A 15,481-nucleotide genomic window follows, 5' to 3' on the forward strand; every position below is an offset into this window, starting at 1 on the left:
CGTCCAAGAGTATGTCAGACTTTTGGATTTACTGCCCAAATGTTACGAACGTCACATGTGACGTTGATCCCGCTTCATGCTTCGGCGGTGACACGGCGGCGCTCTCGCAGCAGCGCTTCCAGCAATTCCGCAACCTGCACTGGAGCTTCCACACGGTACTGCGCCTGGGTGAAATCCAGTCCCACTTTGATGCCGACGTCGTCGCCCATGAGCCTGCCGAAGGCATCCTCATCGGTCACGTCGTCCCCAGCGAACAACATGGCCGTGGCACCGGTCGCCTGACGGAGGAACTCCACTGCCTCGCCCTTGGAGGCCTTGACCACGGATACCTCCAGCACGCGTTTGCCGGTCTTCACGTACACGCCAGGATGCTCGCGCAGCACCCGCGTCGCGGCTTCGACGGCGTCTTCCGCGACGTCGTCATCGGCCATCCTTGTGTGAAGGACGACGCCGGCGGGCTTGTCTTCGAGCAGCGTTCCAGGAGCAATGTTCACGATTTCGGCCAGGACTTCGCGTACGGCCGCCAACTTGCTGCGCTGATCCTCATCCAGTTCCAGGCCGAGGGAACCTTCGCCCAGCCAAACTTCAGCTCCGTGGCTGCCGATCAGCAGCGTGTCCACAGGAGGTGAGGCGACCAGCCGCAAACTGTCCAAGGCGCGGCCTGAGATGAGTGCCGTCGTCGTGCGCGGCAGTTCGGCGAGGGCTTCCAAAGCCGCGGCAGCCCTGGGCAGGGGCCGTGCATCCTCTGCGCGGTCCACGATCGGGGAGAGCGTGCCGTCGAAGTCCAAGGCCACCAGGAGATGTTCGGTGCCGGAAATGCGCCGGATGGCGTCCAACAGTTCCGGGGACAGAGACAGGTTCTCAGCTGTCATCACGCACTACCTTCTCCTCGAGGGCGGCCAGGAACTCCGCTGACCAATGATCGACGTCGTGGTCCAGGATCTGCTTTCGCATCAGCTTCATGCGGCGGCGGGCTTCCTTGGGGGATAGGTTGACCGCCCGGAGAATGGCGGACTTGAGGCCATCGATGTCATGCGGGTTGATCAGGAGCGCCTGCTTCAATTGGTCGGCAGCGCCTGCGAATTCGCTCAGGACCAGTGCGCCGTCGTCCTCGGAACGCGCCGTCACATATTCCTTGGCCACCAGGTTCATTCCGTCGCGCAGCGCCGTGACCAACATGACGTCCGCGGCGAGGTAGAGCGCCACCATCTCCTCAACCGGGTAGCTGTGGTGCAGGTAGCGGACGGCAGTGTTCTGGATGGTGTCGTAAGTGCCATTGATATGGCCGACCGTGCCCTCGATTTCTTCACGCAGAAGCCGGTACTGCTCCACGCGTTCACGGCTGGGGCTCGCTACCTGTATGAGGGTGGCGTCCTCCACCTTGATGCTGCCCTCGCGCAGGAGTTCCTCGAAGGCCTTCAGGCGGTGGCCGATGCCCTTGGTGTAGTCCAGGCGGTCCACGCCAAGAAGGATGGTCTTCGGATTGCCAAGGTCCTTGCGGATCTGCTTGGCCCTCTCGATGATGTCCGGCCTCCCGGCCAACTCCCGGATCTGGTCAACATCGATGGAAATAGGGAAGGCCTGCGCCCGGGCAATGTGGGTGACCTCGCCGTCAGGGCCCTTTACATGCACTTGCTGCTGCTTGACGCTGGCGCCCAGGAAGCGGCGGGCAGAGCGCATGAAGTTGCCAGCGTCGCTGGGACGCTGGAAGCCCAACAGGTCCGCACCCAGAAGGCCATCAATGATCTCGCGGCGCCACGGCAGCTGCGCGAAGATCTCCGGAGGCGGGAAGGGAATGTGGTTGAAGAAGCCGATCTTCAGGTCCGGCCGTGCCTCGCGGAGCATGCGGGGAACCAACTGGAGCTGGTAGTCCTGGACCCACACCGTTGCGCCGTCCGCGGCATGGCGGACCACGGCATCGGCGAACTTCTTATTCACCTGGCGGTATGCATCCCACCACGTACGGTGGAATTCCGGCGGGGCGATGACATCGTGGTACAGCGGCCAGATGGTCGCATTGGAGAAGCCCTCGTAATACAGCTCGACCTCGTGGCTGCTTAACTGGACCGGGACAAGATCCATCGCTTCGTGGCTGAAAGGACGGACAGTTTCATCCGGAGCGCCGTGCCAACCCACCCACGCGCCGTCGGACTTTGTCATCATCGGTGCAAGCGCAGTAACCAGGCCGCCTGGCGAGCGTCGCCACCCACCGCCACCATCGCCGTCACCATCGCTGTTGTACCGGTCGACAGGCAGGCGGTTGGACACCACCATGAAGTCGAACTTGCTCGCCGTTGGCTTCCTGGTGGGAGAGGCCCTAACGCCGTCTTCCATCTTGAGTTTTTCGCTTGCCAAATCCTGCATTACTGCTCCCTGGGGTTGCTGTGACTCACCTCCCAGCCTACCGGCGGAATCATAGACCGCAGTTGATCGTTCAACGACCGGGCAGGCATGTCAGCGGCAGAGCTCCTAGTTGGCTCCCGTAAACTGACCCCGTTGCCCCAAGCTATGCACTACCGACGTCGAGTAATCCGAGGAACTGATGAGCCCCGCAAACGAACCCCGCCTCTCCAAGGCTGAACGCACCGCCCAGGCACGGGAGAAAGCGCGCGAAATCCGCGAAGCGCAGCTGAAAAAGGAAAAGCGCAACAAGCTCCTGATCGGTTGGGGCATCGTCGTTGCGGTCGTGGCGATCCTGGCCGTCATCGCGCTGGTGGTGACCACCAGCATTCAGCAAAGCGCCCCGATCGCCGATCAGGGACCTACTCCCGCGAATGGCAACGTGCACGGCGGCGTAACATTGCTGGCCAACACCGACGTCGTAAAGTCCGATGCCTCGTCCGTGAATGTGGCGGATGTGCCTTCGGCTCCGGCAACCAAGCCCGCAACCGTGACTGTTCCTGGTGGTGAGCCCGAGGCCGGCAAGCCCGTCAAGGTGATCGCTTACGTCGACTTCATCTGCCCCGTCTGCAAGCGGTTCGAGACAACCTACGGGGAGTCGCTCACCAAGCTGCGCAACGACGGCAAGATTTCCCTCGAGTACCGCCCCCTCGGCTTCCTGGACCAGCAGTCCACCACCAACTACTCCTCGCGTGCAGCAAATGCTGCTGCATGCGTAGTGAACTCTTCACCTGAGAAGTACGCCGACTTCTTCAACCTCCTCTACGAACGCCAGCCGGCCGAAGGCAGTGCCGGTATCTCGGACAACGATCTCAAGTCCATGGCCAAGGAAGTTGGCGCGGCGAACATCGACTCCTGCATCGACAGCAAGCAGTACCGCCCCTATGTAAAGGTCGCCACGCAGGAAGCCGCGGCCATCGGCATCACGGGCACCCCCACCGTGTTCATCGACGGCAAGCAGTGGGACGGATCCACCGACCTGAATGCTGAGATCCAGACCGCGGTTGACGCCAAGGGCTAGGTTTCAGGAATTTACGACGGCGGTTGGTCACCTCGGGTTTGTGCCTTGCGTTCAACCCGGGTGGGCGGCCGCCGTCGTGATTTCCGCGAGGGGGAGTCTCTGGGCTAACCTTATCTAGCGTCGTTTTCGGCGCATGCCTCCTTAGCTCAGTTGGCCAGAGCACCGCTCTTGTAAAGCGGGGGTCGTCGGTTCGAATCCGACAGGGGGCTCCGATTGTGGCTTTGAACTGCGGTTTTAGTACCGTGTGGCCCGATTCTCCCGCCTTCTCGTTAGTGATGCTTTCGGCGCCGGCTGCCAGTGTGGCCTATGACCAGATGCGCGCGTCGGGGCTCCATCGGTGGTGGTTTTCGGCTGAGCCGTCGAACACTGGCTCAATGAACGTGAGCACACGTTCAACCTGCGCGTCGAGGTTCTGCTCGCAGAGGTCTTCGACTTTTAGCTTCCTGCGCCATGCAGCCCATTTCGCTTGCCCTGTCGCACCATAGCCGTCCATAAGGATCCGGAGCGGCCCCAGTTCGACGGTCCGGTGCCCGGCAACCTGCATCGCTGCTTCTCTGACGTCTGCGGCGTCGAACTCGAATCGGTCGGACAGGACTGCCACGTCCAGCAGGTCCCGCCACCTGGTGCTGGTGGTGCCGCGCTGGAGCATAGTTACGGTCTTCTCAGCGATCACCGTCACCAAGGGATGACCTTTCATCCTTACCGTTCCGCCGAGCAGCGACGGCAGTTCGATCTGCTCCGGCTCCGGCCAGATCGGGTCACCGGTACTGATGTCGAGCTTGATGGCAATTCTCGCCCGGCCCAGGACCGCGGGCAGTGAGACCCGCAGGCCGCTGTACTCGTCTTCGTCGCGGATCTGTTCGATCTGCATGGACGAATGGTCGAAGACCAGGCCGTCATCGACGACGATGTCGCATACCCCTTTCACCACTTCGGTGACGTGATCGACGTCGAGCCGGAAATCGAGTGCCTGCATGTCAACGTCACGGGTCGGCCGGCGCAGCGCGTGGGCGGACAGCAGGACGCCACCTTTGAGACAGAAGTCCTTCGCGAAAGGGGTGTCTGCCAAGCGCGCCAGGAAGCGCTCAAGACCGTAAAGCGTGAAGATCTCGTCAACGGGGCGCTTCCGGTCCCGCGCAAGCCTCTGAAGCTGCAGGTAGACGGTTCCTCCTGTCATCACAGGAGGACCTCCAATGCCTGGCTCAGCGGCCCCTTGGACCGCGGGACCAACAAAGCGATCTCCATGAGCCGGGCCGGCTGGGATCCTGGGCGCTTGAGCCAGTTACGTAGGGCTTCGATTCCCGTTTCATATCCGGCGCTTCCACGCAGGCGAAAGGCGTCGACGATCGAGCGCTCGGGGGAGTAGATGCCGATCAACACCCCGTCGGCCCCTTCGATCGGGATCGTCGACCGTCCGACGTCGAACGTCGCTTTGTCGAAGACATGCCAGGTGACCGGAGCCGAAAGCTGCGGAGGGGTCCTTCCGCGAGGCAAGGCCAGGTCGATGCTGGAAGGGATCTCATCGATGAGCTCGTGTCGGGCGAGAGCGCTGGTGAGGCAGATCGTGGCCAAGGGAGCTTTTCGGGAGGCTTCCAACAGATCGATGTCCGCCTGCATGCCCGTTCCGGCGATGTACAGCCCGGAGCCGATCCTCTCAATCAGGCCGGCATCACGCATTCGGTACAGGCTCGTGTGAGAGACTCCGTGCTCTGCCGCGTCCGAGATGCTGAAAAGGCCGCGCGGAAGGCGGTCCAGCAGGTAACTTTGACGCTTCATGTTCATATTCTACGACAGATAAAGCTAACTGTCGTGGAAAATGACCGCCAATTCTATGCGGCAATGATGAGGGCGCTCGCGGCTCAACGCGCGATGAAGGACGCCTTCTCAACTTCACTTGCGGGAGCCGCAGTAAAGGGCTGGGGACACCCAAATCCGAGCGTCCCCAGGCCTTTGCCGTGGCTCCGAAGTATTTGCGCGTCGTCAGAGTCCTGGGCTATGGCACTTCCCCCTGCGGCACAGGGGTCCTGCGTTGACGTTCACGCTGACCCTGGCGAAGCGCCAGCAGCGGGAACAGGAGCACAGAGAGCATGCCGGCCCCAACCAGTGCTGATGAGATTCCGCTTGAAATGAACCCCTGATCCCGGCCAATGGCTGTGACGGCAACGATAATCGGCAGGCCGGTTGCCCCGAAAAGCATGATCGCCCGTTTCTCCGCGAAAGTGGACCTGGGCGGGGCAGCAAGCATCGACGGCAGGCCGCGGATGATCAGCAGGAGGAGCAGGAACAGAGGGAGCAGCGCCAATGCCATGGCGCTGGACGTGAGTGCGCCGAGATCGAAATCTATGCCCGTATCGATGAAGAAGATGGGCACCAGGAATCCGAACGCGACGGCGTCGAGTTTGGTCTCGATCACCTTCCGGTCCCGTTCGGGTGCGCGCGCAATGGCCACCTTCCAGAGGACGCCCGCCGCGAATGCCCCCAGCAACATATCCAGTCCCAGGACCATGCTCAGCACGACGAGCACGGTGAGGATGAACATGATGGAGCGGACAGCGAACTGGCCGCTCGTGTGGAGGGTCCTGGTGACCTGCGAGTGGAACAGCGTGTGCTGTGCCCTGGAGGCCAGGAAAATCGCAATGCCGGCAAGGAGCACAAATCCGAGCAGCACTGCCGTAGCCGGTCCCAGCTCCCTGCCGCTGAAGAACAGCGAGATTGCTATCAGGGGACCAAACTCGCCAGCTGCGCCCAATGCCGTGACGGCGATCCCCATCGGGGATTTTGATTCACCGGAATCGCGAAGAATGGGCAGCAATGCTCCCAACGCCGTGGAGCACAGCGCCACCCCGATGATGACCGCTGCCTCCGGTGTGGGGGCCAGGAGAAAGCCTGCGCCAACGCCCGCGGCCAACGAGATCACCCAGCCAGCGGAGGCACGGATGGCGGGACGGCCCCGGATATCGGCGAAGTCAATCTCATTGCCGGCCACAAAGAAGAGCATCGCCAGCCCGAAATCAGCCAGCGTATCCGTGAACTGGGTAGATTCGATCCACCCCAACACGCTGGGACCCAGCAGGATTCCGAGGACGATCTCGAACACCACCAGCGGCACCTTGACCGCCCGGTCAAGGAAGCGCACCGCAAGGGGTGCCGTCACAGCCAGGAGAGCGATCAGAACCAAGGATGTAGACAAGCCCTGCATCAGCGGTACCTCCGGTACCTCGGCCGCTTTTGAAGGACTCGGCCGCTTCGAAGGAAAAGTAATCCAAAGCTACCGCCACACCTTCGATGACGCCATGACACGGGTCTTTCTGTAGCTGGCCAGAGTTATCCACATGCAGGAAGAAGCGCACGACGGCGGGTCCCGGCCCGCGTTAGTCTGGTTACCTCGGCTGAAGCAAGCGGCCGCAACACCCACTGTGCGGAGTCGTTTTCCAATGTCCGATGACCCAGACCTGGGCGCCCTTGCGGCGTCTTCCTTTTCCCTGCCTAGGCTGCGAGACGGTCAACTCGCGGCCATGAATGCCCTCGCATCCGGCCGCGACGTCCTGGCCGTCATGCCCACTGGGTACGGTAAATCTGCCACCTACCAAGTAGCAGCCATGTACCTCTATAACCAAACGGGACGCCCCGCCGTCGTGGTTTCTCCTTTGATTGCTTTGCAGGAGGACCAGCTGGATGGGCTGAACGGGCAGTTGGGTGACGGCGTTGCTGTAGCCATCAACTCCTCCCGTAGTGACTCGGAGGTGGAGGACGCCTGGGAGGCAGCGGAGTCGGGCAAAGCGACTTTCCTGTTTCTTGCCCCGGAGCAGTTGGCCAAACAGGAGACTGTGGGCCGCATCGCCAAACTGGACATCACGATGTTCGTGGTGGACGAGGCCCACTGCGTCTCTTCCTGGGGTCATGATTTCCGCCCCGACTACCTCGACCTGGGAAATGTCCGCGAACGATTGGGAAACCCTCCGGCGGCAGCCCTTACCGCTACAGCCTCACCGCCCGTGCGCGATGAGATTCTTGAACGGCTGGGGATGAAAGATCCGCTGGTCCTGGTCCGTGGCTTTGACCGGCCCAACATCAGCCTTGACGTGGTCCGCCACCAAGAAGACAAAGGCAAGCGAAAAGCAGTCCTGGAGCAAGTTGTCACTCTGGCCAAGGGAGGCGAGCGGGGGCTCCTGTACGCCGCCACCCGCAAGGACACCGAAAAGTACGCCGCCAAACTGGCAAAGGAAGGACTCCGCGCCGAGGCATACCACGCGGGCCGGTCGGACGCCGACCGGGAGCGCATCCATGAGCAGTTCCTGGACGATCAGCTGGACGTCGTGGTTGCCACAACCGCTTTCGGCATGGGTATCAACAAACCCAATGTGCGGTTCGTCGTCCATGCTGACATTCCGGAATCACTGGATGCCTATTACCAGGAAATCGGCCGTTCCGGACGCGACGGGAAACCGGCCACAGCCACACTGCATTACCGCGAAGAGGATCTTGGCCTGCGGAAGTTCTTCGGTACGCATTCACCGGACCCGGATTCGCTCCTGGCAGTACTGAAGATCCTGAAAGCCGCAGGCCCTCCCGCCCCCAAGGGCGCGCTCGCGGAGTTGACCGGATTCCCTGTCCGACGCCTCACCGGGCTCGTCAACCAGTTGGAGGAAGCCGGCGCTGTCACCACAGGCAAGCGCGGCATTCGGCTGGCATCCAAAGCCAAACTTTCGGCGCTCGTAGCCCGCGCCGTCGAACTGGCCGAGGCCCGACAGCGCGTCGACCAGTCCCGGCTCACCATGATGCGTGCGTACGCGGAGACGGACAGTTGCCGCCGGCAGTTCCTGCTGGGTTATTTCGGTGAGGAACTTTCGGAGCCGTGCGGCAATTGTGATGCGTGCGCCGCTGCTTCCAACGCCGGCAATGATTTCAGCAGTACAGAGGAAGAGCGCGGAGACGAACAGCATGCTGGCGAAAGCGATCCATTCCCGCTGCAATCCGCTGTGGTTCACAAGGAATGGGGTCCGGGACTGGTGATGAGGCATGAGGACGACGTCATCACCGTGTTGTTCGAGCAAGAGGGCTACAAGACGCTCTCCCGCAGGGCAGTTGTGGAACATGAACTTCTGAAGCCTGCTTAGATCCTGTGAGGCTCAACGTTTCAGGTGTTGAGCTCCAGCATCAGGGCGGGCAATTCGTCGGCGAGTTCGCGTGCAAGGAATCCGAGCGGGCCAAGCTTGCTGGCCAAGCGGTCGGCCGCAGTGGCGTGGAGGTGGGTTCCCCAGCAGGCAGCCTGTGCGTCGCTGGTTCCACGCGCCCGGAGACCGGTGATGGCGCCGGCCAGTACATCTCCACTGCCTGAGGTACCCAAGCCGCCGTACCCGGTGGTGATCTTCCAAAGTTCCGGCTCCCCAGGCGCTTCCCCTGACGGACGTGCAATTACGCCCTGGCAGCTCACCACCGCGCCATACTGTTCGGCGACGGCGGCAACGTCATTTTCCAGGTGGTTTACGTCCCGTCCCAGCAGGATCCCGGCCTCTGTCGGATTAGGGGTGAGAATCAGTCGGCCCCGCCAAGGTTCCAGCCTCTCCTTTATCTTCACCAGCCCGCCGAGGGCGTAGGCGTCGAGGACAATGGCCGGCCCTTCGCCTCCAAGCTCCTCCCGCTCCAACAACCTGGTGAGCAATTCCCCGGCCAGATCTGAATCATCCAGGCCGGGCCCGACCAACACGGCATCTGCCCTTTCCAAATACCTTGAGATCAGGTCCAAACCCTCACCGGTAACGGAACCATCGGCGGTCTCCGGCAAGCCCACCGCTCCACACTCCGGGAAAGCTACTCCCACCTGCACGGCCACGGACTCGGCCACAGCCAAGGTAATCTTTCCCGCCCCGGCGCGCAGGGCGGCGATGCCGGCCAGGATGGTGGCGCCTGGAGTGGTTCGCGCCCCGCCGATGATCAGCACAGCGCCGCGGGAGTATTTATCTTCGCCAGGAGCTGGCAGAGGCCAATCACGCAGAAGGGATGGCGTCACTTGCGTGGGGCCGTTGGTGCCGTTGGAATCACTGTGGGTGGACACTGGCATCTCCGGCATGCTCCGTAACCGTGACGCCCTGTTCGGTGAGATGGTCGGCCACATTGAAGCTCTCGAGCGTCCACGGTCCAGCACCAGACGGGCGCACGTACCGGGTAATCGAGGCGTTGAGCACAGTTGCACTGGCCGCGAGGTCCAGGATCTCCCGTTCGGACATCCCCTCCAGGACGTATCGGACCAGCAGGATCACCGCATCATGGCAAACGAGCATCACGCGGTGTCCCCGTCCCAGACTGTTCAGCTCGTCCAGGACGGACCGCAGACGAAGCGCGACGTCAGCCCAGGATTCACCTCCCGGGGGCCGATAGTACAGCTTGCCCAGCCAAAGGCGACGTTCTGCCTCGTCGGGATAACGCGTTTCCACACCTATGCGGGTAAGTCTGTCCAAAATGCCCAATTCCCGGTCCCGCAGGCGTTCATCCGTATGGACTTTCAGGGGCCAGCCAGCTGTTTGGACGGCAATTTCCGCTGTCTGAAGGGCGCGCGCATAGGGGGAGGAGACTACCGTGTCCGGGCGGATCTCCTCCGGAATCCTGGCCAGCGCCGTTCCCAGTGCCTTGGCCTGATCCTGGCCTGTACCCGAGAGGTTGACGTCCGGGTCCCGGGCGGGGACGTCAATGACCTCAGCCCGTGCCAGGCGAGCTTCCGTCGCGGCCACGTTGCCTTCGCTTTCTCCATGCCGGACCAGCAGCAATTCAACAGCTCCGGCCTCCTGTACCGCCTCTGTCAGGCCGTCGTCGTTCAAGAAAACCAACTCCTTCGCGCGCCTTGCTGAATGCAGAACACTACCCACTGCGTACCCACGGGACCAGAGAATAAACGCACGACGGCGACCCTCCGCTCCCGCGCTGGCGGCCACCCGGCGTCGAAATGTTGTAGTCAGGCGAAGAGCGTTTAGCACTGTTGTCCGGACCCACGGTGAAGTAAGTTGCTGGCATGGAGGACACATACCAAGTCATCGTTGTGGGTGCCGGATTTGCAGGTGTTGCGGCAGCCAAAAAACTAGGCCGGAAGGGCGTACGCGTCCTGCTGATTGACTCGAATAACTACCATCAGTTCCAACCGCTCCTTTATCAATTGGCTACATCCCAGATTGGGGTTTCAGCCATTACGCGCCCACTGCGCTCCGTTTTCCGCCGCTACAAGACCGTCAAAGTCCTGACTGCGAGCATTGCCTCTATTGATGCTGCGCAACGGTCAGTCACCACAGCCGATGGCGTGACTTTGCGGGCGGAGATCCTGGTTATTGCGGTAGGTGCCGTTCCCAATTTCTTCAACACGCCCGGCGCCGAGCAACATGCTTTCCCGCTGTACTCCGTTACGGACGCCACCAGGCTGGGTACGGCCATTACACGGCTACTTGATCAGGCCGACCGAAGCACTGAGAGTCTTGTGGATGTCGTAGTGGTCGGAGGAGGTCCGACTGGCGTGGAAACTGCCGGGGCCATGGCGGAAAACGTGAAATATATGGTCCGCAAATACTTCTCTCCTGAGCTCGCTGCGCGCTGCCGCGTGCACCTGGTGGACATGGTTCCGAGTGTGTTGAACATGTTTTCCACGAAGTCCCAGCGCTACGCCACCGAACGTCTTCAGAAGGTGGGCGTCCAGTTGCACATGGGGGTGGGCGTTACCGAGGTGCGAAGCGGTGGTGTGGCTTTGGCAGATGGAAGCTTCGTCCCCGCGCAGATCGTTGCATGGGCAGGCGGGTTGAAAGCCGGGGACCTCATCGCCAATTCCGGGCTGACGCAGGGGAAAGGTGGACGTGTCGATGTTCGCCCAGACCTGACTGCCCCGGACGTGGATGGCGTGTACGTGATTGGGGATGCAGCGAACATCACCGATTCCACGGGCGCAAAGTTGCCCCAGCTCGGCTCCGTGGCCCAACAGGCCGGAAAATGGGCAGCCAGCAACATCCTCGCCGACCTTACTGGGGGTAGCCGTACTCCCTTCCACTACGTCGACAAAGGCTATATGGCCATGGTTGGACGTGGTGCTGCTGTGGCGGAACTTGGCCGCAAGCGAATCCAGTTGCAGGGCCTTTTCGCTTTCTTGTCCTGGCTCCTGGTTCACTTGGCCCTGTTGTCCGGGGTACAGCAGAAGGTCCGTGCCCTGTTTTCCTGGCTCAACGGGTACCTCCTGCACAGCCCCGCGCAGGTTGTGGTCAGCGGTCCAACCGAGAAGGAGCTCGCTGGCGTAAGTCGTCCCGAGGTACCTCCGGCCACAACCCGGCCAAGTCTGGAAAAGGAATAGGCTCAGCCGGGGATGTAACGGGACTTGTGAATGTGATGGGCCACTAAGCCCCACGCCATCAGAAGGAAGCCGCAGTATCCCAAGGGGGACGGACTAATCGGTATGGCCAACAGCATCAGCAGCACGCCAAGTGCTACTCCAAAGACGTGGCGGGCCTGGGGTTCATAAGGGCGGCGCGCGGGGATTCCTGTTTCCAGTTGACGGGCCAAGTCCGGGTCCTGGATGAAAAGTTCCCGTTCGAGTTGCTGCAGCACCCTGCGCTCCCTTTCGTTTAGATGCATGGTTGTCCCTCCCATGTAGCGCTAAGGCTCCTCGGTGCGATCGGTGAGCCAGCCGGTTCCTTCCAGGAAATCCAGCGGCACAACAAGCTAAGCATGCTTACTAAATGCTCCGCAAGGAAAATTTTCCGAACGGTCATTCCGGCCAGCGTCGACTTTGAGGACTGACTACGATGGCAAGTAGGAACCCCACTCAAGGAGCACAATGTCACTGAAAGACCGCCTCAAAGCAGACGTCGTAGGGCACATGAAGGCGGGCAACAAGACAGCGCTCACCACTGTGCGGAACGTCCTGGGTGAGATCACCACCCGGGAGAAGTCGGGTAAAACACCCATCGAGTTGGACGACGCGCAGGTTACGTCACTGCTTCAAAAGGAAGCTGCCAAGCGTCGGGATACCGCACGCATCTACACCGAAGCCGGGGAAGCAGGCAGGGCAGCCGCGGAAGTTGCTGAGGCTGAAATCATCGAGGCGTACCTCCCCAAGCCGCTAAGCCGGGAAGAAGTGGAAGGCATCGTCGACGAAGCCATCGCGGCCTTGAAGGCCGAAGGGCAGGAACTCTCAATGCGTTCTATAGGCGCCGTCATGAAGCCGGTCACTGCCAAGGTTGCAGGACGCTTCGACGGCAAAACCGTCAGCGAGATTGTGCGAGGTCGCCTGAGCTAGGACGGGCGGCTGGCTCACCCTTAGCGAGTCAGCCGTTCCCAAGCAGCCATCGCAAAGTGTCGGCATTGCGCACGGCGTTACCACCGCCGTCGTTGTTGAAATAGGCGTACACGTCCTTGCCTGAGCCGTTCCACTCGCGGATCCGATCCGCCCACCAGCGAAGATCCTCCTCCGAATACGAGCCGCCATAGAGGTGCTCACGATCTGGTCCGTGAAGCCGGACGTAAACGAATGGCGCGGTGGCGCGGAGGATGCACGGCAGATGGGCACCGCTCATGATGCAGTAGGCGGCCTCGTGGCGTTCAAGTAATCCGTATACGTCAGGGTGGTCCCAGCTTTCGTGCCGGAACTCCACCGCCACGCGAATCCAGCGGGGTAGGGCTGCCAGGAAGTAGTCGAGGCGGGCATCATCACGGGCAAAATCAGGAGGAAGCTGGACAAGCAGCACGGCTCGTTTGTCACCCAGCTCGTGCCAGCAGCGGGTAATGCGTTCCACCCACACTTCAGGACTGTACAGCTTTTTCCCATGCGTGAGACCGCGAGGTGCCTTGACCGACATCGCAAATCCAGCAGGCAGGCGATCGTGCCAGCTTTTGAACGCGGTGTCCCGTGGCCAGCGGTAAAAACTTGCGTTGAGCTCAACCGTGTCAAAGCGCGCCACGTAATGCGCCAGGCGTTTGGCCGTGGGCAGGCCCGGTGGGTAGAGCACATTTTCCCAGTGGTCGTAGCTCCAGCCCGAGGTGCCGATGCGGATACTCATGCTCTGGATGGTAGTCCTCGTGAACGCGCTGGCCGGGTCATGTCATGCGTCGGGTCGGGCGCCAAGCACTACGTCGTAAGCCTCTACGCGGCGGTCCTTCACTGTGGTGGGCGACTCCAAATGGACGGCGCCCGAGGGAAGAATTCCTGCACCCCCGTACCTCTCCATCACTTGCCACTGCGCCACCACATCCTCGCCAGCGTGGTCGGCGGGAAGTTTGGGCCAGAATGTGAAGCCTCCCGAATCCAGCAGAGCCTGCTTGTTGTAAAGGACGCATCCCCCAAGCCAAGCCACCCTGTAGGGCACCCATTCGCCTGGAGTCAGGGAAAGATCAGCGCTGAGATGGCTCAGATTGGCGGCATTATGAAGGGGCCAGCGGCCAAAGCCTGGAGTGTTCGGTCGAACCAGCTCCGCCGTTACAGGACCCTCCCATCGCTCAAATGCGGCGGTCTCCTCGGGTCTCCTGTCATCCAGATACGAGAGCCCCTGCGGTGCCATGCCCACGAAACCGCAGCCGAGCTCATCCAATGCGTGGTTCAACCGCTCAAGCACTCCCGGTTCGAGCCACACGTCGTCGTCAAGAAACAGGCACCGATCCGCTGTGGACTGCTCCAGCAGAAACTGCCGATGCTCAGCCAGCCCGCGCCGTGGGATATGGCGGAGCAGTCTGACCGGCCGCCCCTGCGCCTGCAGCACACGAACCATTCCAGCAACGGCAGGATGTTCCCAGTCCGGAGTGTCGGCGGATTGGTCGCTGACCACCACGCTAAAGGAGGGTTCGGATTGTGCAGCCAACCCGGCAAGTGCAACTGCCACTTCGGCCGGGCGGTTGCAGGTAGGGATGAGCACGTCCACAGCCACCGTGTCGGGGGTGTCCAGAGGCCACGCCCAATGCTCGGATGATCTCCTGCTCACAGCACACCTCCTGCCGTCAGGATCGGCATGGATTACGAAGGGTATGCCCGTATCTGTACCCATCCGGGTGGGATCTATTCCTGGCCGGCGGCGCCAGTTACCACCTATTTACGATTGGATGGCGGCCCTGGCAATCAAAGCCTGGAGGTCTTCGGCAACCTTGGCTACTTCGCGTTGTCTGGTGTTCCGCGTCGACTTGGCTGCGTGGGGGGAGGGTCGCGTGGCGCGGGGAGAAATGCGTGTACGGGCTTCAGGACGGAACACGCCATCGCGTCCAATCCTTGGATCACGAACGGGTGCGTCGACGGTGACGCGGCCCTGGAGGGGGTCGTGGAAGAGTGGGAGGTTCATGGTCCATTCCGGGTGACAGGATGTGAACCTTGATCCTGACACATGCCCGAGCGCCGCGAAATGGACGGTTGCCTATCTGCGCTTCGGAAGACTGTGCACATGTCCATGCTGGCGTCATTCAGCCTATGGCCCGACTAATGGTCGCTATTACAACCACTGAGGCCGATAATGCCATGAGCATTATTCGCTCACTTTGACGAAGCCCGGACTGGAACTTAGCCCCACAGCGCCTTCTTCAATAGCGCCCTGAGTTGAGCGTTTTCCTCTTCGCTTAACGGGGCGAGCTGGGTTTGCTCGCATACTTCCAGGGCGGCGCGGGCCTTCGTGTGAATGCGACGGCCCTCGGCTGTGGAGACGATGATCTTGGCGCGCCTGTCTTGTTTTCCCTGCGCGCGCTCAACCAGGCCCCGGTGCTCCAGATCGTCCACGAGGCTCACAACCTGACTGGGGTCGAGGCTGAGGAAATCGGCGAGTTCGCGCTGGGTCGGTTCGAGTCCGCTGCAGGCGAGCGTCAGTACTGAAAAGGACCTTTCCCGCAGTCCAAAGTCGCTGAGCGCACGGTTATTCAGGACTGACCCTGTGGCGTGGAGCTTGGCGAGCAGCAGGCCGACGTCGTTCCCAATTTTCGCGGCCGCGAGGCGCGGTGTTTCGACGTTGGTGCTTTGCGGGCCCATGACAACTCCAATAATAAATAAAAACAATCGTTGACTTTTTCAATGATCCGTAATCTCATTGATCATGACAAGGATCTCACGGGGTAGTGGGATCG

16 protein-coding genes and 1 tRNA gene are annotated in these 15,481 nt (G+C 61.4%); 5 read left to right on the forward strand and 12 right to left on the reverse strand.

Going from position 1 to position 15,481, the window contains the following annotated elements; translation table 11 throughout:
• Window positions 1–74: 74 nt before the first annotated feature.
• A complete protein-coding gene (gene otsB / locus AC1DD5_RS08490) occupies window positions 75–872 on the reverse strand; it encodes a trehalose-phosphatase (RefSeq protein WP_442006720.1) in 798 nt (265 codons plus the stop codon).
• Window positions 862–2,334 (reverse strand): alpha,alpha-trehalose-phosphate synthase (UDP-forming), encoded by a 1,473-nt coding sequence (locus AC1DD5_RS08495; protein WP_477518138.1) that lies wholly within the window; start codon window positions 2,332–2,334, stop codon window positions 862–864. Before AC1DD5_RS08495 ends, otsB begins: the two co-directional genes overlap by 11 nt.
• Before the next feature lie 208 nt (window positions 2,335–2,542).
• Here AC1DD5_RS08495 and AC1DD5_RS08500 point away from each other — a divergent pair, with 208 nt between their 5' ends.
• Together AC1DD5_RS08500 and AC1DD5_RS08505 are read left to right on the forward strand one after the other, a co-directional pair.
• Entirely contained in the window at window positions 2,543–3,421 is an 879-nt protein-coding gene (locus tag AC1DD5_RS08500) for a DsbA family protein (protein ID WP_442006721.1), read from the forward strand.
• A 135-nt stretch (window positions 3,422–3,556) separates the two neighbouring features.
• Window positions 3,557–3,630, forward strand: a tRNA-Thr gene (locus AC1DD5_RS08505).
• A 95-nt stretch (window positions 3,631–3,725) separates the two neighbouring features.
• On the opposite strand, the gene AC1DD5_RS08510 is transcribed toward AC1DD5_RS08505, so the two are convergent.
• The 3 genes from AC1DD5_RS08510 to AC1DD5_RS08520 form a co-directional block, all read right to left on the reverse strand.
• Window positions 3,726–4,598 (reverse strand): nucleotidyl transferase AbiEii/AbiGii toxin family protein, encoded by an 873-nt coding sequence (locus AC1DD5_RS08510; protein ID WP_477518029.1) that lies wholly within the window; start codon window positions 4,596–4,598, stop codon window positions 3,726–3,728.
• A complete protein-coding gene (locus tag AC1DD5_RS08515) occupies window positions 4,598–5,197 on the reverse strand; it encodes a type IV toxin-antitoxin system AbiEi family antitoxin domain-containing protein (RefSeq protein ID WP_477518030.1) in 600 nt (199 codons plus the stop codon). The genes AC1DD5_RS08510 and AC1DD5_RS08515 overlap by 1 nt, the downstream gene beginning before the upstream one ends.
• A 217-nt stretch (window positions 5,198–5,414) precedes the next feature.
• Entirely contained in the window at window positions 5,415–6,620 is a 1,206-nt protein-coding gene (locus AC1DD5_RS08520; protein WP_442006866.1) for a cation:proton antiporter, read from the reverse strand.
• Window positions 6,621–6,855: 235 nt separating this feature from the next.
• Here AC1DD5_RS08520 and AC1DD5_RS08525 point away from each other — a divergent pair, with 235 nt between their 5' ends.
• Window positions 6,856–8,538 carry a RecQ family ATP-dependent DNA helicase gene (locus AC1DD5_RS08525; protein WP_477518031.1) on the forward strand — a complete coding sequence of 561 codons (1,683 nt, stop codon included), beginning with the start codon at window positions 6,856–6,858 and terminating at the stop codon, window positions 8,536–8,538.
• 20 nt (window positions 8,539–8,558) lie between these two features.
• Here the strand turns inward: AC1DD5_RS08525 and AC1DD5_RS08530 are convergent, their stop codons facing one another.
• Together AC1DD5_RS08530 and AC1DD5_RS08535 are read right to left on the reverse strand one after the other, a co-directional pair.
• Window positions 8,559–9,482 (reverse strand): NAD(P)H-hydrate dehydratase, encoded by a 924-nt coding sequence (locus tag AC1DD5_RS08530; protein ID WP_477518139.1) that lies wholly within the window; start codon window positions 9,480–9,482, stop codon window positions 8,559–8,561.
• Window positions 9,460–10,245, reverse strand: coding sequence for a histidine phosphatase family protein (locus tag AC1DD5_RS08535; RefSeq protein ID WP_477518032.1), 786 nt, complete (start codon window positions 10,243–10,245; stop codon window positions 9,460–9,462). Before AC1DD5_RS08535 ends, AC1DD5_RS08530 begins: the two co-directional genes overlap by 23 nt.
• Before the next feature lie 182 nt (window positions 10,246–10,427).
• Here AC1DD5_RS08535 and AC1DD5_RS08540 point away from each other — a divergent pair, with 182 nt between their 5' ends.
• On the forward strand, window positions 10,428–11,741 hold the full coding sequence (locus AC1DD5_RS08540) for an NAD(P)/FAD-dependent oxidoreductase (RefSeq protein WP_477518033.1): 1,314 nt from the start codon (window positions 10,428–10,430) through the stop codon (window positions 11,739–11,741).
• Between the two features lie 2 nt (window positions 11,742–11,743).
• On the opposite strand, the gene AC1DD5_RS08545 is transcribed toward AC1DD5_RS08540, so the two are convergent.
• Window positions 11,744–12,022 (reverse strand): DUF3040 domain-containing protein, encoded by a 279-nt coding sequence (locus AC1DD5_RS08545; protein ID WP_442006871.1) that lies wholly within the window; start codon window positions 12,020–12,022, stop codon window positions 11,744–11,746.
• A gap of 202 nt (window positions 12,023–12,224) precedes the next feature.
• On the opposite strand from AC1DD5_RS08545, the gene AC1DD5_RS08550 reads away from it, so the two are divergent.
• The gene (locus AC1DD5_RS08550) at window positions 12,225–12,686 is read left to right on the forward strand and encodes a GatB/YqeY domain-containing protein (protein WP_442006872.1); all 462 of its coding nucleotides are present in this window, start codon (window positions 12,225–12,227) and stop codon (window positions 12,684–12,686) included.
• 28 nt (window positions 12,687–12,714) lie between these two features.
• Here the strand turns inward: AC1DD5_RS08550 and AC1DD5_RS08555 are convergent, their stop codons facing one another.
• From AC1DD5_RS08555 to AC1DD5_RS08570, 4 genes are all read right to left on the reverse strand, one after another.
• Window positions 12,715–13,446, reverse strand: coding sequence for a DUF72 domain-containing protein (locus AC1DD5_RS08555; RefSeq protein WP_477518034.1), 732 nt, complete (start codon window positions 13,444–13,446; stop codon window positions 12,715–12,717).
• A gap of 42 nt (window positions 13,447–13,488) precedes the next feature.
• Window positions 13,489–14,361 (reverse strand): glycosyltransferase family 2 protein, encoded by an 873-nt coding sequence (locus AC1DD5_RS08560; protein WP_477518035.1) that lies wholly within the window; start codon window positions 14,359–14,361, stop codon window positions 13,489–13,491.
• Window positions 14,362–14,469: 108 nt separating this feature from the next.
• Window positions 14,470–14,712 carry a hypothetical protein gene (locus AC1DD5_RS08565; RefSeq protein WP_442019277.1) on the reverse strand — a complete coding sequence of 81 codons (243 nt, stop codon included), beginning with the start codon at window positions 14,710–14,712 and terminating at the stop codon, window positions 14,470–14,472.
• 215 nt (window positions 14,713–14,927) lie between these two features.
• Window positions 14,928–15,386 (reverse strand): MarR family winged helix-turn-helix transcriptional regulator, encoded by a 459-nt coding sequence (locus tag AC1DD5_RS08570; protein ID WP_442006876.1) that lies wholly within the window; start codon window positions 15,384–15,386, stop codon window positions 14,928–14,930.
• Between the last annotated feature and the right edge of the window lie 95 nt (window positions 15,387–15,481).

The sequence above is a fragment of the Paenarthrobacter sp. 10L420 genome (assembly GCF_056395385.1).

Excerpts from the sequence above, each read along its gene's own strand:
- AC1DD5_RS08500 (WP_442006721.1), top strand. The coding sequence starts at position 2,543 with ATGAGCCCCGCAAACGAACCCCGCCTCTCCAAGGCTGAACGCACCGCC.
- AC1DD5_RS08540 (WP_477518033.1), top strand. The coding sequence starts at position 10,428 with ATGGAGGACACATACCAAGTCATCGTTGTGGGTGCCGGATTTGCAGGT.
- AC1DD5_RS08545 (WP_442006871.1), bottom strand. The coding sequence starts at position 12,022 with ATGCATCTAAACGAAAGGGAGCGCAGGGTGCTGCAGCAACTCGAACGG.
- AC1DD5_RS08510 (WP_477518029.1), bottom strand. The coding sequence starts at position 4,598 with ATGACAGGAGGAACCGTCTACCTGCAGCTTCAGAGGCTTGCGCGGGAC.
- AC1DD5_RS08525 (WP_477518031.1), top strand. The coding sequence starts at position 6,856 with ATGTCCGATGACCCAGACCTGGGCGCCCTTGCGGCGTCTTCCTTTTCC.
- AC1DD5_RS08550 (WP_442006872.1), top strand. The coding sequence starts at position 12,225 with ATGTCACTGAAAGACCGCCTCAAAGCAGACGTCGTAGGGCACATGAAG.
- AC1DD5_RS08565 (WP_442019277.1), bottom strand. The coding sequence starts at position 14,712 with ATGAACCTCCCACTCTTCCACGACCCCCTCCAGGGCCGCGTCACCGTC.
- AC1DD5_RS08530 (WP_477518139.1), bottom strand. The coding sequence starts at position 9,482 with ATGCCAGTGTCCACCCACAGTGATTCCAACGGCACCAACGGCCCCACG.
- AC1DD5_RS08555 (WP_477518034.1), bottom strand. The coding sequence starts at position 13,446 with ATGAGTATCCGCATCGGCACCTCGGGCTGGAGCTACGACCACTGGGAA.
- AC1DD5_RS08515 (WP_477518030.1), bottom strand. The coding sequence starts at position 5,197 with ATGAAGCGTCAAAGTTACCTGCTGGACCGCCTTCCGCGCGGCCTTTTC.
- otsB (WP_442006720.1), bottom strand. The coding sequence starts at position 872 with ATGACAGCTGAGAACCTGTCTCTGTCCCCGGAACTGTTGGACGCCATC.
- AC1DD5_RS08570 (WP_442006876.1), bottom strand. The coding sequence starts at position 15,386 with ATGGGCCCGCAAAGCACCAACGTCGAAACACCGCGCCTCGCGGCCGCG.
- AC1DD5_RS08495 (WP_477518138.1), bottom strand. The coding sequence starts at position 2,334 with ATGGAAGACGGCGTTAGGGCCTCTCCCACCAGGAAGCCAACGGCGAGC.
- AC1DD5_RS08520 (WP_442006866.1), bottom strand. The coding sequence starts at position 6,620 with ATGCAGGGCTTGTCTACATCCTTGGTTCTGATCGCTCTCCTGGCTGTG.